Annotated in this window: 14 protein-coding genes; 4 read left to right on the plus strand and 10 right to left on the minus strand. The window is 49.4% G+C overall.

Annotated features, from left to right (window positions below):
* The first annotated feature begins 36 nt into the window (after nucleotides 1-36).
* Nucleotides 37-966 carry a ribosome small subunit-dependent GTPase A gene (rsgA, locus tag FN808_RS03115; protein WP_142713093.1) on the plus strand — a complete coding sequence of 310 codons (930 nt, stop codon included), beginning with the start codon at nucleotides 37-39 and terminating at the stop codon, nucleotides 964-966.
* Nucleotides 967-1,140: 174 nt separating this feature from the next.
* Nucleotides 1,141-2,268: a DUF6588 family protein gene (locus tag FN808_RS03120; RefSeq protein WP_142713094.1), complete on the plus strand. Its 1,128-nt coding sequence runs from the start codon at nucleotides 1,141-1,143 to the stop codon at nucleotides 2,266-2,268.
* A gap of 119 nt (nucleotides 2,269-2,387) precedes the next feature.
* Here FN808_RS03120 and polA read toward each other — a convergent pair whose 3' ends face one another.
* On the minus strand, nucleotides 2,388-5,165 hold the full coding sequence (gene polA / locus FN808_RS03125; RefSeq protein WP_142713095.1) for a DNA polymerase I: 2,778 nt from the start codon (nucleotides 5,163-5,165) through the stop codon (nucleotides 2,388-2,390).
* A 161-nt stretch (nucleotides 5,166-5,326) separates the two neighbouring features.
* Here polA and FN808_RS03130 point away from each other — a divergent pair, with 161 nt between their 5' ends.
* Complete coding sequence (locus FN808_RS03130) at nucleotides 5,327-6,472, plus strand: PP2C family protein-serine/threonine phosphatase (RefSeq protein WP_142713096.1); 1,146 nt, start codon at nucleotides 5,327-5,329, stop codon at nucleotides 6,470-6,472.
* A 103-nt stretch (nucleotides 6,473-6,575) separates the two neighbouring features.
* Here FN808_RS03130 and tkt read toward each other — a convergent pair whose 3' ends face one another.
* From tkt to FN808_RS03170, 8 genes are all read right to left on the minus strand, one after another.
* Complete coding sequence (gene tkt / locus FN808_RS03135; RefSeq protein WP_142713097.1) at nucleotides 6,576-8,585, minus strand: transketolase; 2,010 nt, start codon at nucleotides 8,583-8,585, stop codon at nucleotides 6,576-6,578.
* A 168-nt stretch (nucleotides 8,586-8,753) separates the two neighbouring features.
* Nucleotides 8,754-9,770 (minus strand): tetratricopeptide repeat protein, encoded by a 1,017-nt coding sequence (locus FN808_RS03140; protein ID WP_142713098.1) that lies wholly within the window; start codon nucleotides 9,768-9,770, stop codon nucleotides 8,754-8,756.
* A gap of 216 nt (nucleotides 9,771-9,986) precedes the next feature.
* On the minus strand, nucleotides 9,987-10,685 hold the full coding sequence (locus FN808_RS03145; protein WP_142713099.1) for an LOG family protein: 699 nt from the start codon (nucleotides 10,683-10,685) through the stop codon (nucleotides 9,987-9,989).
* 13 nt (nucleotides 10,686-10,698) lie between these two features.
* Nucleotides 10,699-11,292: a DUF5683 domain-containing protein gene (locus tag FN808_RS03150; RefSeq protein WP_246068271.1), complete on the minus strand. Its 594-nt coding sequence runs from the start codon at nucleotides 11,290-11,292 to the stop codon at nucleotides 10,699-10,701.
* 55 nt (nucleotides 11,293-11,347) lie between these two features.
* Nucleotides 11,348-12,274, minus strand: coding sequence for a ParB/RepB/Spo0J family partition protein (locus FN808_RS03155; protein WP_142713100.1), 927 nt, complete (start codon nucleotides 12,272-12,274; stop codon nucleotides 11,348-11,350).
* A gap of 13 nt (nucleotides 12,275-12,287) precedes the next feature.
* Nucleotides 12,288-13,088 carry a ParA family protein gene (locus FN808_RS03160; RefSeq protein ID WP_142713101.1) on the minus strand — a complete coding sequence of 267 codons (801 nt, stop codon included), beginning with the start codon at nucleotides 13,086-13,088 and terminating at the stop codon, nucleotides 12,288-12,290.
* A gap of 284 nt (nucleotides 13,089-13,372) precedes the next feature.
* Nucleotides 13,373-14,485, minus strand: a complete 1,113-nt coding sequence (gene ald, locus FN808_RS03165) for an alanine dehydrogenase (protein ID WP_142713102.1) — start codon at nucleotides 14,483-14,485, stop codon at nucleotides 13,373-13,375.
* Nucleotides 14,486-14,695: 210 nt separating this feature from the next.
* The gene (locus FN808_RS03170) at nucleotides 14,696-14,896 is read right to left on the minus strand and encodes a hypothetical protein (RefSeq protein WP_142713103.1); all 201 of its coding nucleotides are present in this window, start codon (nucleotides 14,894-14,896) and stop codon (nucleotides 14,696-14,698) included.
* Between the two features lie 258 nt (nucleotides 14,897-15,154).
* On the opposite strand from FN808_RS03170, the gene FN808_RS03175 reads away from it, so the two are divergent.
* Nucleotides 15,155-16,030, plus strand: coding sequence for a DUF58 domain-containing protein (locus FN808_RS03175; protein ID WP_142713104.1), 876 nt, complete (start codon nucleotides 15,155-15,157; stop codon nucleotides 16,028-16,030).
* On the opposite strand, the gene FN808_RS03180 is transcribed toward FN808_RS03175, so the two are convergent.
* Nucleotides 16,031-17,317 carry a peptidoglycan DD-metalloendopeptidase family protein gene (locus FN808_RS03180; protein ID WP_142713105.1) on the minus strand — a complete coding sequence of 429 codons (1,287 nt, stop codon included), beginning with the start codon at nucleotides 17,315-17,317 and terminating at the stop codon, nucleotides 16,031-16,033.
* Between the last annotated feature and the right edge of the window lies 1 nt (nucleotide 17,318).

Below are 17,318 nucleotides of genomic sequence, written 5' to 3' on the forward strand. Positions count from 1 at the left end.
TTATATTGACCAAAAATTATAAATAACCATAACCACTTGGAATACCGAGGACGTGTTGTAGAGTCAACGGGACGCTGGTACGAAGTCTCGTACCAACAGGATGAGGGCATGGAAAACATAAGCTGTCGTCTTCCGGGTCGATTTCGTCTTGAAGATCAGAAGCTCACCAATCCAATTGCTGTGGGCGACTTTGTGCAGTTCAGTATCAATGAGGATGGTACCGGTCGTATTGAAAAGATCGAGGATCGCAGGAATTACCTGATCCGTGAATCAACCCACCACCAGGAAGGCAACCAAATACTGGCCGCCAATATCGACCGCGCCTATGTTGTTCAGGCGATCAGACAACCAATTCTCAAGCGGGGATTCCTGGATCGCTTTCTGGTAACCTGCGAAGCCTACCAGATTCCGGCCCGCATCGTCTTGAACAAAATGGACCTGGCCACCGAGCAGGACCAGGCCTTTATTGATGATTTTACAGAACTCTATGATTCCCTCGGCTACCATGTCCTCCTTACCAGCATCTACGATGAGCCATCGCTGGAGAAACTGAAGGATGATCTGCGCGATAAAACCTCGGTCTTTGTGGGACCTTCAGGAGTTGGCAAAACCAGTCTGCTAAACCATATAGAGCCATCCATCGACCGTAAAGTGGGAGCAATTTCCCATTATAACGAGAAAGGCATACACACCACTACCTTTGCCAAGCTGCTCCCCCTTCACTTTGGAGGATACCTGGTGGATACTCCCGGTATCCGTGAATTCGGCCTCGTTAACATTGAACCCTGGGAACTCTCCCTCTTTTTTCCAGAGATGCTCGAATATCGACAGCAGTGCAAGTTCAACAACTGCACCCACAGCCATGAGCCCGGATGCGGTGTGGTTAACGCTTTTAAAGAGGGACATATCCATCCCGACCGCTACGACTCCTATCTCAACATCCTCGATTCTCTGGAAGAAGACTGACCGGCGGGCGAAAGTTCCGCTTCGTACCTGTCTTGTATCATAGATGGATGCACCGGCAAATGAACTGGCCGGAAAGTTTTGGAACTAAACGGGCAATTCGTTGTTTAAATAAGGGCAGGCGTCCCATAGTTTTACTCACTTTCTTCAATTATTTCCAACATTATTCCTCACGCTATGAATAAAACGATATATGCCATCATCAGTTTTGGTTTCCTTTTAATAGCAGGGGCTTCTCCTCTACGAGCCCAGCTCGACAATGCCGGAACCATTATCAAGGCGTCCGCCACCGAGCAGGGCCGGCAGGATGCCAACACGCTTCTAAAAGCCTATTTTAAGCCCATCGGTAAAGGATTTGGTACGGACCTCAACACCGGCTGGTTCAATACGGCAAAGACCCACAGCCTGCTGGGTTTTGATCTGACCGTCAGTGCCAGTGTAGCCCGGGTCCCCGGCAGTGATCGCTCCTTCAACGTACAGAAACTGAATTTGAAAGAACTGGAATATATCGAAGAGGAATCGACCTCACCGGTCACTCCCACCGCCTTCGGTCCCGGCGAATCAAATACTACCATGGGCGCCTACTATTCGTACACCAACCCGCAGACGGGCGAGCAACAGCGGGAGCGGGTGGACTTTGAAATGCCCGCGGGTACCGATGTCCCCTATGTGCCTGCCCCCATGGTACAGGCAAGCGTGGGCTTTATCAAAGGAACCGATGTAACGGTACGCTATGTACCTCCCCTTGATCTTCCCAACGATATCAAGCTGGACCTCTGGGGAGTCGGGCTCAAACATGACATCACAGAGTGGCTGCCTGGCGGTAAGCTTATCCCGGTCAATATTTCACTGCAAGCCGGTTATACCAAGCTGAACTCTTCTATTGCTTTTAATGTTGATCCGGAGCAGGGCGCTGATGTGGAAAACAACTATGATCCCTCTACCTGGAATGGACAAAAAGCAGCCCTGCGCACCAATGCCTTTACCGTGAACGCCCTGGTCGGCAAGACCCTCCCTTTCATCTCCTTGTATGGAGGCATCGGCTACGAAACCTCAAGCCTGGTCATCGACACCCCGGGTTCATATCCCGTGACCGTTCCTAATGAAGATTTTCCCGACCAGTCGAGCCAACCTAAAAAAATAAAAAAGGTCGATAACCCTATTGATATCTCCTATGACAAAAACAGCTCTTTTCGTGGGCTGGTAGGAACACGAATCAAGCTGGCCTTCTTTAATGTCACTGCGTCCTATACCCTCTCAAAATATCCCGTTGGTCAGGTCGGCGTGGGATTCAGTTTCCGGTAAGCCCCCCCTGTGGCGGCCCGGGCATGAGGCTGGCAGACCAAGCTTTGATAATACAGGGAAAACCGATCCTCGAATAGGTCAGGCACAGAAAACGGGATCCGGGGGCCTTCGCGTCGAATTTAATGGGCTTCCAGCCAGTTATCGGCCAGCCCCATCTCCACCTCCAGGGGTACAGCCAGCTCATAGGCCGATTCCATAAGATCCTTGAGTTTTCCGGGCACTTCATCCGCCTCTTCATCCGGTATGCTGAAGATAAGCTCATCGTGAACCTGCAGCAGCATGCGTGAGCCAAGCCCCTCCGTCTCAATATACCGCTGGATGTTGATCATTGCGGCTTTGATGATATCAGCTGCCGTACCCTGTATGGGCATGTTAATAGCCGTCCGTTCGGCAAAAGCCCGTACATTCCAGTTGCCGGAAGTGATCTGCGGGATATAGCGACGTCGACCCATCAACGTTTTGACGTACCCATGCTCTTTGGCGAATGCCTTGGTTTCATTAATATAATCGAGGATGCCCGGAAAGCGCTCAAAATACTGATCGATCATTTCCTGTCCCTCACTGTTGCTGATGCCCAGCCGCCGGGCGAGCCCATAGGCACTGACCCCATAGGGAATACCAAAGTTGACTTCCTTGGCTTTCCGGCGCTGGTTCGCGGTCACTTCATCCAAAGACGCCAACCCGAAGATCTCCTTGGCTGTCCGGGCGTGAATGTCCTCCCCGTTGTTAAAGGCTTCAATCATGTTCTTGTCTTTGGCGATGGAGGCAATCACGCGAAGCTCCACTTGCGAATAATCAGCCGAGAGCAGCTGACGGCCCTCCCCGGCGGTGAAAGCCTTCCTTATTTCACGTCCCCTTTTGGTTCGAATGGGGATGTTCTGCAGGTTGGGGTTGGAGGAGGAAAGACGTCCGGTTGCTGCAATACTTTGATTAAAATCCGTATGAATACGCCCGGTCTCCTCGTTGATCAGCTTCGGTAAGGCATCCACATAGGTCGATTTCAACTTGCTCAGGGCACGATATTCCAGAATGAGATCGGGCATTTCGTAGTCTTCAGCAAGCTTTGTGAGTACCGACTCGGCCGTGGAATACTGTCCTGTTTTGGTCTTCTTCCCGGCTGGCAGCCCCATCTTGTCGAACAGAACCTCTCCCAGCTGTTTTGGAGAATTGATATTGAACTCGGTTCCGGCCTTCTCGTAAATGTTTTCTTCCAGGGCAAGCAGGTCGTCCCTGAGCGTCTCGGAAAACTCCTCCAGCTTGGCACGGTCCACCAGCACCCCTTCCATCTCCATCTTAGCCAACACTTCCATCAACGGAAATTCAAGCTCCCGGGCAACCGCTGACAATTCATCATCTTCCAGGATATCACTCAACACTTCATACAGACGGAGCGTGACATCGGCATCTTCGCAGGCGTAGGTGGTAATCTTTTCAGCGGGAATTTCATCCATGGTCTTCTGCTTGCGGCCTGAACCAATGAGATCACTGATAGGAATACACTTATACTCAAGGTATTTGTGGGCAAGGACATCCATCTTCAGTTTCTGATTCGCATCAATCAGATAGGCCGCAATCATGGTATCAAAAGCGGGTCCGTCGACCTTCAGGCCCGCCCGGTGCAGCATCATGTAATCAAACTTAAAGTTATGAGCCACTTTCAAGGAAGAGGTCCCCGTAAAAAGTGGTCTCAGAAGATCCATGGCCTCATCCTGCGGTATCCCCTTTTCCACATTGAGGGGGATGTAATAGGCTACCCCGGCCGTGGTCGACAGGGAAAGCCCCACCAAACTATTCACCATCGGGTCCACACCATCAGTCTCCGTATCAAAGCAGAGCACCTCGCTATCCTGAAGACTCGAAACCAGCTCTTCCAACTGGCCTGCTTCATTCACAAAGTTGTAGCTTACCAGCTTTTCATCAAAGGACTGCAGGCTCTGCTCCTTTTTCTCCTCGCTTTCTTTACTGAAAAGATCGCCCTGATTGTCATTCCCTGTGTCCGGCTTTTGAGAGGCACGGGTGATTTCCTCGCCCAGGTATTTCTGGGTAAGGGTGCGGAATTCCATCTTTTTGAAGAAGCTCCCCAGTCGTTCCTTGTCCGGCCCCTCCCAGACCATTGCTTCCCAGTGGGCCGTATCCGGCACATCGGTCTTGATCTTGACCATTTCCTTGGCGTGGAGGGCTTCTTCCTTATACTCCTGGAGGCCTTCCCGGTGTCGCTTGGACGACATGTTGGGTGCATCCTTGATGGCCTCTTCCAGCGTGCCGTATTTATTAATAAGTTTTGGAGCTCCTTTCTTGCCAATACCCTTGACCCCCGGGATGTTGTCGGACGTATCGCCCAGGATCGCCAGTACATCCACCACCTTCTCGGGATAAACGCCAAAATAATCCTTGACCTCTTCACGGCCAATCAGATTGAAGCCACCATTCTGGTTGTCAGGTTTGTACATCATAATATGATCATGGACCAGCTGCATAAAATCCTTATCGGGGGTAACCATGTAGACCTCAACGTCCTTCGCATTGGCATCACTGGCGATGGTTCCAATCAGGTCATCCGCCTCATAGCCATCCTGTTCAATATTCTGGATCCCATAGCCCTCGATCATCTCCTTGATCAGCGGGATACCTATCTTGAGCTCTTCCGGCTGCGGAGGGCGATTAGCCTTGTAATCTTCGTCCATCTCATGCCGAAAAGTGGGCGCATGCGTGTCCCAGGCAACCGCGATATGAGAGGGTTCGTGCTCCTCAAGCAGCTTTTCAAGGGTATTGGCAAACCCCAGTATAGGGCCCGTGGGTATGCCTTCTGAGTTCTTTAAATTGCTGCGAATAAATGCATAATGAGCACGGTAGGCCAGTGCCATTCCATCCAATAAAAAGAGAATACTTTTAGACATCTCGTCGAATCATTAACTTCTGTTTAAATTATGTGCAAATGGTGCGGCTTACCGCGATCCGGGGCCACACAACTTGTTCCGGGAACTGCTGCTAAAAAGGTAAAACTTTTTGCTCCCGTTTACGAATAAGGATAGTATTATTTGGAACAACAAATTTTTTCATGGGCTTAAAAAACGAAGCACAATCTGCATTTCAAAATACTAAATCGGTCTATAAAGAATATATTTCCGGTATGACCCGGAAACGCATGGGCAAGGATCTTTACAAAGATACCGATCGGCTTAAACAGCTTTACCGGGAAGCTATTTATAAAGACATCGACCAGCCGCAACAGGAGGATATTCCAGGCCATATAAAATTTCTGCGCCTTTTTTCTGCCCTCACAGAACGGCTTAATCCTACGCGACGGTTGCTGTTTGGTTTATCCATCGTTGCCTTTCTGGGACATTATTTATTTGGTTTTCTGCAAATTACAGGCTTCGTGCTGTTCTACAATCTCCTGCTTCCCTTCGCCTTTGCATCCATGCTGATGCTGCTGCTCGTTGAACTGCTGGAAAAATCCGATGTCAAGCGAGAAATAGACCTGGCGCGAGAAATCCAGCTCAGTCTCCTGCCCGGAACCGCGTTCCGGTCGAAGGCCCTTGAAATTTTTTCTTTTGCCACAACCGCCCAGGAAGTGGGAGGCGACTATGTCGATATCATCAAGACCCCGGAGGGAACCTATGTCATCATAGCTGATGTCTCCGGCAAAGGACTGGCAGCAGCCCTCTACATGGTTCGGATGCAGGCCCTGGTTCATCTCATCATTGAAAAAAACCAGCCCACACCCAAAGAACTGTTTATGGAGCTCAATGACTATGTCAAATCGGGTATTGCAGATAAAACATTTGTAACGGCATGCGCAGCCTTTTTCCCAAAAGAAGAAAATCATTTTACGTTTGCACGAGCTGGGCACAATGCTCCTATCCTTTTTAGCAAGGAACGCGATGACACATTTGAACTGCGCTCCGACGGCTTTGCCCTGGGCATGACCTCATCACAGAATATGGAACTGCACCTCCAGGAAAAGAAATTCAAATTCCAGCCGGGAGACAGCATCCTTTTCTATACCGACGGCCTCACGGAAGCCCGTAATGAAGAGGGCGAAGAGTACGGACAAAAACGCCTGGATGCCATCCTCAGTATCTACGGGTCACTGCATGCGAAGACCATTATCCAGAAGATCCAGTCTTCGCTCGAAAATTTCATTGAGCAGGAACAACCGGGGGACGATATCACCTTTACCTGCGTCCATCATACCGGCTAAGCGGGGATGCCGGTAAGCATTCTTGCGCTGGACCTGGAGGTACCTGCAGCCCATGCCCTCCCCTTTTCAGCAGGATTTTATGTCCGATTCCCGAGAAGAAGTATCAGCCGAGCAGTTTATGGGCTTCATCAACAATACGATCAGCAGTGATTCCATATCTCTCAAAGATCTCTTTATAAGGTGCAGAAGCACCGAACCGGTCTACACCGATGGCAGTTCCGCCCGAACCTACCCATTCCCGCCAGCCAAAGGTGGCCGCCGCTTCAACAGAAATGCGAGTGGTCACTTCCTTAGGCAAGACACTTTGCTTGTACGTTTCGTCCTGCTGACGAAAGAGTTCCCACGAAGGCATGCTCACTACTCGGGCATCAATGTTTTGTTCACGCAGTTTCTTTCGGGCCTCCATGGCAAGCTGCACCTCGGATCCGCTTCCCATTAATATTACATCCGGCGTGTCTTTCCCCGCGTCGGCAAGAATATAGGCTCCTTTCAAAGTGTTATTAGCCCTGTTGTCGGCATTGCGTTCAAAGGTGGGGACGCTCTGCCGGGTAAGGGCCAGAAGCGCCGGACCGTCCGTATATTCCAGTGCGGCTTTCCAGGCCCAGGCCACTTCGTTGGCATCAGCTGGACGCAGTACCAGTGCATTCGGCATCGCCCGAAAAGAAGCGAGATGTTCGACGGGTTGGTGTGTTGGCCCGTCGCCCCCGAGTCCAATACTGTCGTGGGTGAAGACAAAAACAGAGGCTATATGCGACAAGGCGGCCAGACGAATCGCCGGTCGGCAGTAATCAGAGAAAATGAGGAAGGTCCCCCCGAACGGGATAACCCCCTTGTGCAGAGCCATGCCGTTAAGGGCAGCCCCCATCGCATGTTCACGTACGCCAAAGTGGATGTTCCTGCCCCCATAATTGGAGGCACTGAAAATACCGGCCTCATCCATCCAGGTCTTGTTGCTGCCGGTAAGGTCGGCAGATCCCCCTATAAGCTGAGGGATGTTCTCCGAAAGCTTCTGAATGACTTTACCGGAGGAAGCGCGGGTTGCCATTCCCTCTTCATCAGCCTCAAATTCAGGAAGAAAGGAATCAAGATCAGCCGGCAACACACGATTGACCGATCCCTGAAACTCCTCGGCCTGATCGGGAAATCCTGCCTTGTACTGTTCAAAAAGCTCCTTCCACTGCTGGTTTTCTTCAGCTCCCTTCTCTTTCGCCTGTCGAAAATGCGCCAGCACTTCATCCGGAATATGAAACTTTTCCTCGTAATCCCAGCCCAGATTTTCTTTGGTCTTTTGGATTTCTTCCTCCCCAAGCGGCGCACCGTGCGAGGCAGAACTGTCCTGCTTATTGGGACTTCCAAAACCAATGTGGGTACGGCATGAAATCAGGGACGGTTTGTCTGTAACCTGCTGGGCCTCTTTGACAGCATCTTCCACCGCCTGCCGGTCGTGCCCGTCAATACTGATGGTATGCCATTCATTAGCTTTAAAACGCTCTTGAACATTTTCGGTAAAGGCCAGATCGGTGCTCCCGTCAATCGATATTTCATTGTCATCATACAGGTAAATAAGTTTACCCAGCTTCAAATGGCCGGCCAGCGAGGCCGCTTCCTGGGCAATTCCCTCCATCAAATCTCCGTCACTGACAATGCCATAGGTGTAATGATCGGTAATGGAATATCCGTCTCTGTTAAATTTTTCCGCGAGATGTGCTTCTGCCATAGCCATGCCAACCCCCGTCGCAAACCCCTGTCCCAGCGGACCGGTAGTCGTTTCCACTCCGGGTGTCAGATGGACCTCGGGGTGACCGGGCGTCAGGCTGTCGAGCTGCCGGAGATTCTTCAGTTCCTCCAGGGACAGCTCATAACCGGTCAGGTGCAATAAGCTGTACAGGAGTATGGAACCGTGCCCAGCTGACAAGATAAAACGATCGCGATCGTACCAATCCGGATTAGCAGGATTGTGTTTTAAAAATTTAGTCCATAAAACATAAGCAGCGTCAGCCATGCCCATCGGCATGCCGGGATGACCGGATGCGGCCTTCTGAACCGCGTCCATCGAAAGTGTTCGTATTGTATTGACGCAAAGATCATCGAGTGCGTTTGAAGAGTGACTCATCAGTACTAATTCCGGGAGTATTTGAAGTTAAAGGCAAAAATTTCAGAACTGAAAATAGCCAAAGCAGGGCTTACATAAAAGAAAAGAATACCGAACAGTCGATTAATAAAAAAGGCCTCCGGAACCGGAGGCCTTTTTACTCATAACAGTAACTGAAAAATCAGGGGGCTAGATATTTTCGCACTTAAGCTCGAATTCCATTTTGTGCTCAGCAGAGTTTTTAAACGATCCATAAGCGGCGTTACTGAAAGCATCACAGGCATCTGCACGCTGCCCTAATCCCTGATAAGCTGTACCCAGCGAGAAATAATTCTTGGCTTTGTCGGTACGTCCGCCATTGCTGAGCTCAAGTGATTTCTGAGCTGCTTCAACAGCTTCGGCCCATTTTTGCTGACCATTGTAGGCCTCGGCCAGTCGGTAATACGCATCTTCAGAAGATTCGTTGTATTCAAGGGCACGATTCAAATAATCAACCGCATTACTGAAGTTCTTGGATTCAATAGCCTGTGAACCACGATAAACAAGCTCACTGCCAGCCGCTTCGCGGGACCGGGTTACAATCTGATTATCGTTGTTCTGGTTCCCGACCTCTATAGCCTGATCAAAATATCCCAGTGCTTCATTCAGCTCTCCGCCTTCCATGTTTTTGGTCACAATACCCTTCTGGTAATATGCCTTGGCATAATTAGCATTGCGCTCAATCACTTCATCAAGGGTGGCCAGAGCCGCTTCGAAATCCTCCTGTTGATACTGGAGCAGAGCACGATTGTACATCAATTGCGTGATAACACCCGGTACTTTCTCAGCTATCTGGGTATTGCCGTACTCTTCGCTTACCTCACCCGCTTCCTCAAATGCACTGATCGTGGCATCCAGGCTGCTGAGAGTTTTGCTGTTCTGAAAAGCCCGGTATTCCGTTAATGCCATTTGATAATAAGTTGTGGGCAACTGCTTACGGGCACGCTCTACAATATCCTGCCCTTCCTCTCCCAGTTCTTCACCCTGGGCAATAGCTTCTTCAAACATACTTACAGCCTGTTCATAGTCCTCCGAATTAACAAGCTCTAACGCTTTATTATAGGTTTGAACAGCTTGGCGTTTATCCTGTGCGTTTCCATTTGTGGTAAAACCAACGATAAACAGCGCCAAAAACAGTGTTGTAAGGCTATTTTTAAACAACTTCATAATTCCTACGGTTTTAGGTGAATGTTAAAAAGCAATTAATGTAATGAATTAAATTATTTATTTAAAAGTAAAACCAATTCAGTGGCAATTTATTGTGCAGGAGGTGATATTGTCGGGGGCAGTATCGCCGCACATATCACTTCAACATGTTTTAAACGAGGCTCGACCTGCATTGTTTCGTACCACTACAAAGCCTTGAAAAACAAGTGGATACATTTAAAAATTAGGTTTCAGGGTATGACGCTGATAAAAATCACAAATGAAATGTACAGCTTCATCAGGATCATCCGTGAGCTGGAAAAGGTCAACATCCCCATCAGATATGGTCCCATTGTCAATCATCGTGGTTGTTATCCAGTCGACCAGTCCCTTCCAATACTCCGTTCCTACCAGCACCACGGGGAAGGCCTCAATTTTATGCGTCTGAATGAGGGTCAAAGCTTCAAAGAACTCATCCATGGTCCCAAACCCCCCCGGAAACACAATGAATCCCTGGGCATATTTTACAAACATCACTTTCCGGGCAAAGAAATAATTGAAATTAATAAGGTAGTTTTCGTCCACATACGAATTAGCCCCCTGCTCATGGGGCAGCGTTATGCCAAGTCCTACCGACTTTCCCTTCCCCTGCTGGGCTCCTTTGTTGGCCGCTTCCATGATGCCGGGCCCTCCGCCGGTGATTACGCCGAAGCCTTTCTCCGTAACTTTCTTTGCCGTCTCCTGGGCCATCTTGTAATACCGGCTGCCCGGCCGGGAGCGGGATGATCCAAAGATGGAAACGCAGGGGCCTATTTTAAAGAGCTTGTCATATCCTTCAGAAAACTCCCCCATGATCTTAAATACACTCCAAACATCTTCGCTGTGGGTCTGGTCAAAACTTTCAGGGGCAATACGATTTCTTTCTTCCTTATTCATAACCTTGATTACATTACTTGGTTTTCTTTAGCAGCGCTATTGAGAGTGTGACACCGACCGGGGCCTGTGCCATAATGCCGGGTTTAATCGATGGACGCATGCTGAGATTTTCCGAAACATCGAATGATCTCATATGGGCAAAAACATACGCATCGATAATATTCAGCCCATAGGCCAGCCCAATACCGATATAGACCATATCCCGCCGGTTGCGATACGAATTCCGAATGGTTTTTAGTTGTTCAAGATTGGCACTCTCGGGTATATAAGCAGGTGTTGGCCCGAAACGCTGGTCGTCGGGGGTTTGGCTGTTCAAATTATAATAAGCCGCCCGGTAGTCATGATAACGTTTCGTCAAATCAATGCTATACCAGACCAGTCCACCTAAAAGACCATAGACGATCGGAACCTTCCAAATTTGCCTGTTTGTTATCTGTCCCCAGCCCGGTAAAATCATCGATTTGTACATCACACTCTTGGGGCTCGGCAATGAATCACGGTCTCCCGCAGTCGTATCAGCAATAGAAATAACATCAGCGGATTTCCCCGCAGAAAACGACGTCTGGGAAGAGGAAGCAGCCGGGAAGCCGGTCAACGATGGTTGCACGACTTGTCCATAGCATGTGCTGCAGACCAAACATCCGAAAAGAACAAGAAGAAGGCTAGGAAAGGGTCTCAAAGAGTTCCAGCAGGCGGTCCAGCTCCTCATCCGAATAATATTCGATCCGTATTTCGCCACCATTCTTCTTGGATTTAATTTTCACTTTGGTGCTCAGCTTGCTGCGTAGCCGGTTGGATATCTCTTTCAGAAATGTACTCTGTCTATCCTTCTGGCGATCATTGACCGTTTTATTCTTCTGTTCCGATAACGATTTAACCGCCTTTTCCGTTTGACGTACCGAGTACCCTTTGTCAATAATATCATTAAATATGGTTTCCTGGTCGTCCGGGTCGTCAACAGAGATAAGCGCACGGGCATGGCCCATCGATATCTTTTCATCCCGCAGCGCCACCTGGATAAAGGGTGGAAGATTGAGGAGTCGCAGCATGTTGGCCACCGTAGAACGGTTTTTTCCTACGCGACGGGCCACTTCCGCCTGCGTGTACCCCGCCTCGTCAATCAATCGCTGATAACCCAGGGCCACTTCAACCGGGTTCAGATCTTCCCGCTGAATGTTTTCGATCAGGGCATAAGAAATAATATCATCATCATCCACTTCCCGGATATAGGCGGGAATTTTCTCAATGCCGGCCAGCTTGGAAGCCCGCAATCTTCGTTCCCCGCTGATCAGCTCAAACCTTTTCTCCCCGATATAGCGCACGGTAATAGGCTGAATAAGGCCATGCCGTTCTATGGAGTCGGCAAGTTCCTCCAGCCGCTCCTCGTTGAACTCTTTGCGGGGCTGATGGGGATTGGGCCGAATACTGTCAAGCGGCACTTGCAATACGATATTTACACGTTGCTCCGGCTCAACATAGGTGCCGGAAGGCTCTTGGCTCTCCTCCTTATTTTTGTCCTGATCTGCTTCTTCACCGTGTTCAGGAAAAAAAGCACTGAGACCACGACCTAAAACCTTTTTTGATGCCATAATATACTACTCCTTAACTGCTTGCAAAAACGGGACTGTCTTTAAAAAGTTCCTTGTTTCGATGGATGATTTCACGGGCCAGGCTCAGATAATTCTTGGCCCCTCGGCTTGTTGAATCATAGAGCAGGGCCGGCTTGCCAAAACTCGGCGCTTCCGCCAGCCTGATATTACGGGCAATGACCGAATCGAAGACGCGATCTTCAAAGTATTTGCGTACCTCCTCTGCCACCTGGTCTGACAGGCGGGTACGGGTATCGAACATGGTGAGTAAAACGCCCTCAATTTCCAGGTCCGTATTCAAGTGCTGGCGGACTATTTTTATGGTATTCAGCAACTGTCCCAGTCCTTCAAGGGCAAAATATTCGCACTGAACCGGGATAATGACAGAATCGGAGGCCGTCAGCGCATTAATGGTAAGCAAACCCAGAGATGGCGGACAGTCGATGATGACAAAATCATAATTATCTTTGATTCCCCTGATGGCTTTCTCCAGGATTCGTTCTCGCTCCTCGCGATCAATCATCTCAATTTCAGCTCCCACCAGGTTGATATGGGATGGGACAATCTCCAGAAAGGGCAACTCCGTTTCCCGAACCGCATCGGCTGCATCAACGCCCCCCACCAGCACTTCATAAATGGAGTTGGTGACCGTCTTAGCCTCAATTCCCACTCCACTGGTGGTATTGCTCTGAGGATCAATATCAATAACAAGGGTGGAGTGCTCAATGGCTGCAAGACTCGCGGCAAGGTTGATGGCTGTTGTAGTCTTGCCAACCCCCCCTTTTTGATTTGCGATGGAAATTACTTTACCCATGTTATATAACTAATGCTGTTGCAACAATTATCTATCTAATGTTTCAAAAATATAATGGGATGTCTCATGGTAAACAAAAATACTTATTAACAAGTCAGTAATCAGGGTCAAAATATCCCTATCATCATGTACCACAACAGCTTATAACCCATGAGCTAAGAATTTATTTCATTTCATCCACAATTTATTATTTCAGAATCAAACCACTGGTGCTCTGTTGCCTTCATCAGGGCCGCTAAACGTCTTCCAGGCCGCCTTCCCGGCCTCTTCAGGCTGTGTCTTGCCTACAGTACCTCTTCACTGGGAGTATAAGCCAGCTCAAATGCTTCTGCTACCGGTTTGTATACAATCTTCCCGCCTGTAATGTTAAGTCCTTGTTTAAGTTCAGGATCATCCTGCAGGGCCTTTCTCCAGCCTTTGTTGGCAATATCCACCGCATAGGGCAGTGTCACGTTGGTCAGTCCCAGCGTAGAGGTATAGGGAACGGCCCCCGGCATGTTGGCCACACAGTAGTGAACGATGCCATCCACTTCATAGACTGGGTCATTGTGGGTGGTTGCTGTTGAAGTCTCAAAACAGCCCCCCTGGTCTATAGCCACATCTACCAGCACCGTCCCCTTCTGCATCGAAGCCAGCATGTCCCGGCTAATCAGATGGGGGGCCTTGGCACCGGGCTTCAGAACGGCCCCTACAATCATATCCACGTGGGGCAGCATCTGCTCAATATTAACCCTGGAGGAAAACATTGTATCTACATTGTGGGCCATCAGGTCATCGAGCTGGCGCAGACGGGCAATATTGATATCCATGATGGTGACATTTGCCCCCATCCCGGCAGCAATTTTAGCGGCATTCACGCCTACGATACCGCCACCCAGTACCATCACATTGGCAGGCTTGACCCCGGGAATGCCGCCCAGGAGGATGCCGCGGCCTCCCTGTGGTTTTTCCAGATACTTAGCACCCTCTTGCGTAGCCATGCGCCCGGCCACCTCGCTCATGGGTATCAACAGCGGAAGCGAACCATCGGACTGCTCAACAGTTTCATAAGCAATCGCTGTACAGTTTGACTCAATCACCGCTTTAGTCAGCGACTCGCTCGCCGCAAAATGAAAATAGGTGAAAATAATCTGCCCGTCCCTCATCCGCGGATATTCCACCTCCAGCGGCTCCTTAACCTTCATGATCATATCGGACCGGCCCCAGAGTTGCTCCACATCATCGACAACCGTTGCCCCGGCTTTTTCATACTGTGCATCCGGAAAACCACTCCCTACACCCGCCCCCTGCTCAATAATGATTTCATGTCCGTTTTCCTTCAGCTTTGCAACTCCACCGGGCAGCAGGGCTACACGGTTTTCATGCGTCTTAATCTCCTTTGGTACTCCTATGATCATGGATCCAGTTTTAAAGTTAGTAAAAAGGTGCTCGAAAGTTTCTGTAACCTGATGCCCGGCCATACCACCTGAATGTCAGAACCTAACTGTCGGTTGTATGTCGAAGGTTAAAACCTTCAGGCCAAATCCGTGCCAAAGGTAGGCAATTTTCGGGAAAGTTTTAATGCCCTGAATGATAAAAAACATAAAAAAGGGAATACGACAGAATGGCTATATGTCGTTATATTTTCTTAATCCGGCCGCAGTAATGCTGATATGACCATACAGCAGCGGACCGCCAATAGTTTCAATATTGATAAAGCCGAGCTCTCGCAGGTGTTCAAGTACGTTCTTCATTTCGGTCCGATCGGTATCGAGGCTGTCGTTAAGCTCCTGAACCGAAATTTTACGGGAGCTGTCGTCTTCAGACATTGCCCCGATTTTGCGTAAAAACCGGTGATGCTTCCTGCTGAATCTGCTCCCTATGATCATGACATGAATCTATCGTTACGATGGTAGTTCACAAGCCTTTTTAAAAGAAGCATCTAGCATTAACACATCGTTATCTGAATATTATCAAATCATTACCATGAAGGCCCTGATCAGTGAACCCATAATTTTACGCCGCCCCTTTCAACTGCCTCTGAATTCTTGTATTCTTCCAGCAGACCTTTAACCAACGAGCTACCTATGATTTCAAAAGAGATCCTCAAGAAAGTTCGAAAAATTGAAATCCGGACCAAGGGCATGGTCAACAGTATCTTTGGAGGGGAATATCAATCCACCTTTAAAGGCCGGGGCATGGAATTTTCTGAAGTTCGCCAATATAACTACGGGGATGACATCCGCCAGATCGACTGGAATGTTACTGCTCGTTCCGGCGATCCTTTTATTAAGCAATTTGAAGAGGAGCGCGAACAGACGCTTATGCTGTGTGTGGACATTTCGCCCAGTGGCTTGTTTGGCAGCAGAAACCAGAGCAAGATGGACCTCTCTATCGAAATATGTGCCGTACTGGCATTCAGCGCCATAAAAAACGGGGACAAAGTGGGACTCGTCTTGTTCACCGATGAGATCGAAAAAGTCATCCCTCCCAAAAAGGGACGCCTGCATGTCCTGCGGCTTATCCGTGAACTTCTTACCACGGAACCCCGGGGCAAGGGAACAGATATCAGCGAAGCCCTCTCCTATGTCAACCGTCTTCTAAACCGTCGGGCCATCATCATCCTCGCCAGTGACTTCCAGGACTCAGAGTTTCAGCGACAGTTGAAAATCACCAACCGCAAGCATGACCTGGTCAACATATTCATCAATGACAAGCTTGAGGATGAACTTCCTGATCTGGGACTGATTCCCCTTACCGACGCGGAAACAGGCCGGGAAGTACTCGTAGATACCTCAAGCAAGAGTGTTCGAAAGGAATATCGGAAAAAGCGCCTGCAGCATAAAAAGAAGCTGCATGATCAGCTCTTACGGCTTAAAATTGATATGATTGAAGTAGAAACCAATGCCTCTTACGTTCGTCCCCTTATCTCGTTTTTTCACCGGCGGATGCATCGCTATTGATCAACGCCCGGACATGTTGTATGTGATAACTCCCTCCTCCCCGGCCTCTCCGCCCTGGCTGTCCAACTGCTGTTCGTAGGCTTTTTTAACTTCCTTGAATTCTGCCATCATGCTGTCGGGAATGGAGGTTGAAGATGGCAAGTCCATTGTCAATGGGTTGATAGCCCTATTATTCCGCTTAACCTCATAATGCAGGTGCGGGCCGGTCGAACGTCCGGTACTTCCCACATAACCAATAACCTGTCCCTGGTCCACATGCACGCCCGGGCGGATGCCCTTCGCAAACTTGCTGAGATGCAGGTAGGCCGTTTGATAGGTTCTGTTGTGTTTGACCTGCACCATATTACCACTGGCCCCTCGATAGCCCGCCCTGGTTATCACGCCGGAGCCGGTGGAAAGAATGGGGGTTCCGTAGGGTGCGGCATAGTCAACGCCATTGTGGGGCCGGCGCCTGTTCAGGGTCGGATGCATCCGGTTCTTGGAAAAGGGTGAGCTGATCCTATGATCATACTCAAAGGGGGCCTTGAGCAGCGCACGCTGCACGCTTTCGCCCTCCTCATTGAAAAAGCCTTCTATCTCGCCACTGGAAAAGTAATAGGCGCGGAACAGCTTGTCTCGATGCCTAAGCTCAGCCGCCAGTACATCACCCACCCCGTAGAATTCATCGTCGACATAACGATTCTCATACAAAGTTTTAAAACTGTCTCCGCTCCGAATACTGAAAAAATCAACCTGCCAGCCGAAAATCTTGGCCATCTTCTGGGCCAGCAGCGGGCTGCCGCCATTGTGACTGATGGTCTGGTAAAGCGAGTTGTTGATGGTGCCGGAGGTGACAGAGGTTTCGGTATAGAGCGGACGAACGGCCTTGTACACCTCAAGAGAATCCTGCTGCCAGTCAAATACGACATACTCCATTTCGTTTTTCTGCCAGACAATGCGATCAGGTGAGGAGACAGTATCCGATTCGGTATAAATATGGTAGCGCTGGCCGGGCCGCATTGATTTCAGATCGACCAGTTTCTGCGCCTTGTTGCTGATGGAAAAGATCTCGCGCGGTGAGAAGTCAAGCTTATCCAATATAAGATATAAACTTTCATTTCGCTTTATGGTCCGCTCTTCCACTTCAACATCATTGCTGCTGAAACCAAAAGCATCAAGCTGCGAGGCATCAAGAACATCAACAGTATCCTGGGAGGTGGAACGGTCGGAAGGAGGGGGCGTTTTCGATTGACTGGTACAGGCCAAAAGGGAAAAACCGAGCAGCACCCCGGACAATAGGATTCGCATT

It is taken from the genome of Fodinibius sediminis (assembly GCF_900182555.1).
Taxonomy (GTDB): Bacteria; Bacteroidota; Rhodothermia; order Balneolales; family Balneolaceae; genus Fodinibius; species Fodinibius sediminis.

Coding starts and splice junctions, on each gene's coding strand:
- FN808_RS03120 (WP_142713094.1), top strand. CDS start 1,141: ATGAATAAAACGATATATGCCATCATCAGTTTTGGTTTCCTTTTAATA.
- polA (WP_142713095.1), bottom strand. CDS start 5,165: ATGTCTAAAAGTATTCTCTTTTTATTGGATGGAATGGCACTGGCCTAC.
- FN808_RS03130 (WP_142713096.1), top strand. CDS start 5,327: ATGGGCTTAAAAAACGAAGCACAATCTGCATTTCAAAATACTAAATCG.
- tkt (WP_142713097.1), bottom strand. CDS start 8,585: ATGAGTCACTCTTCAAACGCACTCGATGATCTTTGCGTCAATACAATA.
- FN808_RS03140 (WP_142713098.1), bottom strand. CDS start 9,770: ATGAAGTTGTTTAAAAATAGCCTTACAACACTGTTTTTGGCGCTGTTT.
- FN808_RS03145 (WP_142713099.1), bottom strand. CDS start 10,685: ATGAATAAGGAAGAAAGAAATCGTATTGCCCCTGAAAGTTTTGACCAG.
- FN808_RS03155 (WP_142713100.1), bottom strand. CDS start 12,274: ATGGCATCAAAAAAGGTTTTAGGTCGTGGTCTCAGTGCTTTTTTTCCT.
- FN808_RS03160 (WP_142713101.1), bottom strand. CDS start 13,088: ATGGGTAAAGTAATTTCCATCGCAAATCAAAAAGGGGGGGTTGGCAAG.
- ald (WP_142713102.1), bottom strand. CDS start 14,485: ATGATCATAGGAGTACCAAAGGAGATTAAGACGCATGAAAACCGTGTA.
- FN808_RS03170 (WP_142713103.1), bottom strand. CDS start 14,896: ATGTCTGAAGACGACAGCTCCCGTAAAATTTCGGTTCAGGAGCTTAAC.
- FN808_RS03175 (WP_142713104.1), top strand. CDS start 15,155: ATGATTTCAAAAGAGATCCTCAAGAAAGTTCGAAAAATTGAAATCCGG.
- FN808_RS03180 (WP_142713105.1), bottom strand. CDS start 17,317: ATGCGAATCCTATTGTCCGGGGTGCTGCTCGGTTTTTCCCTTTTGGCC.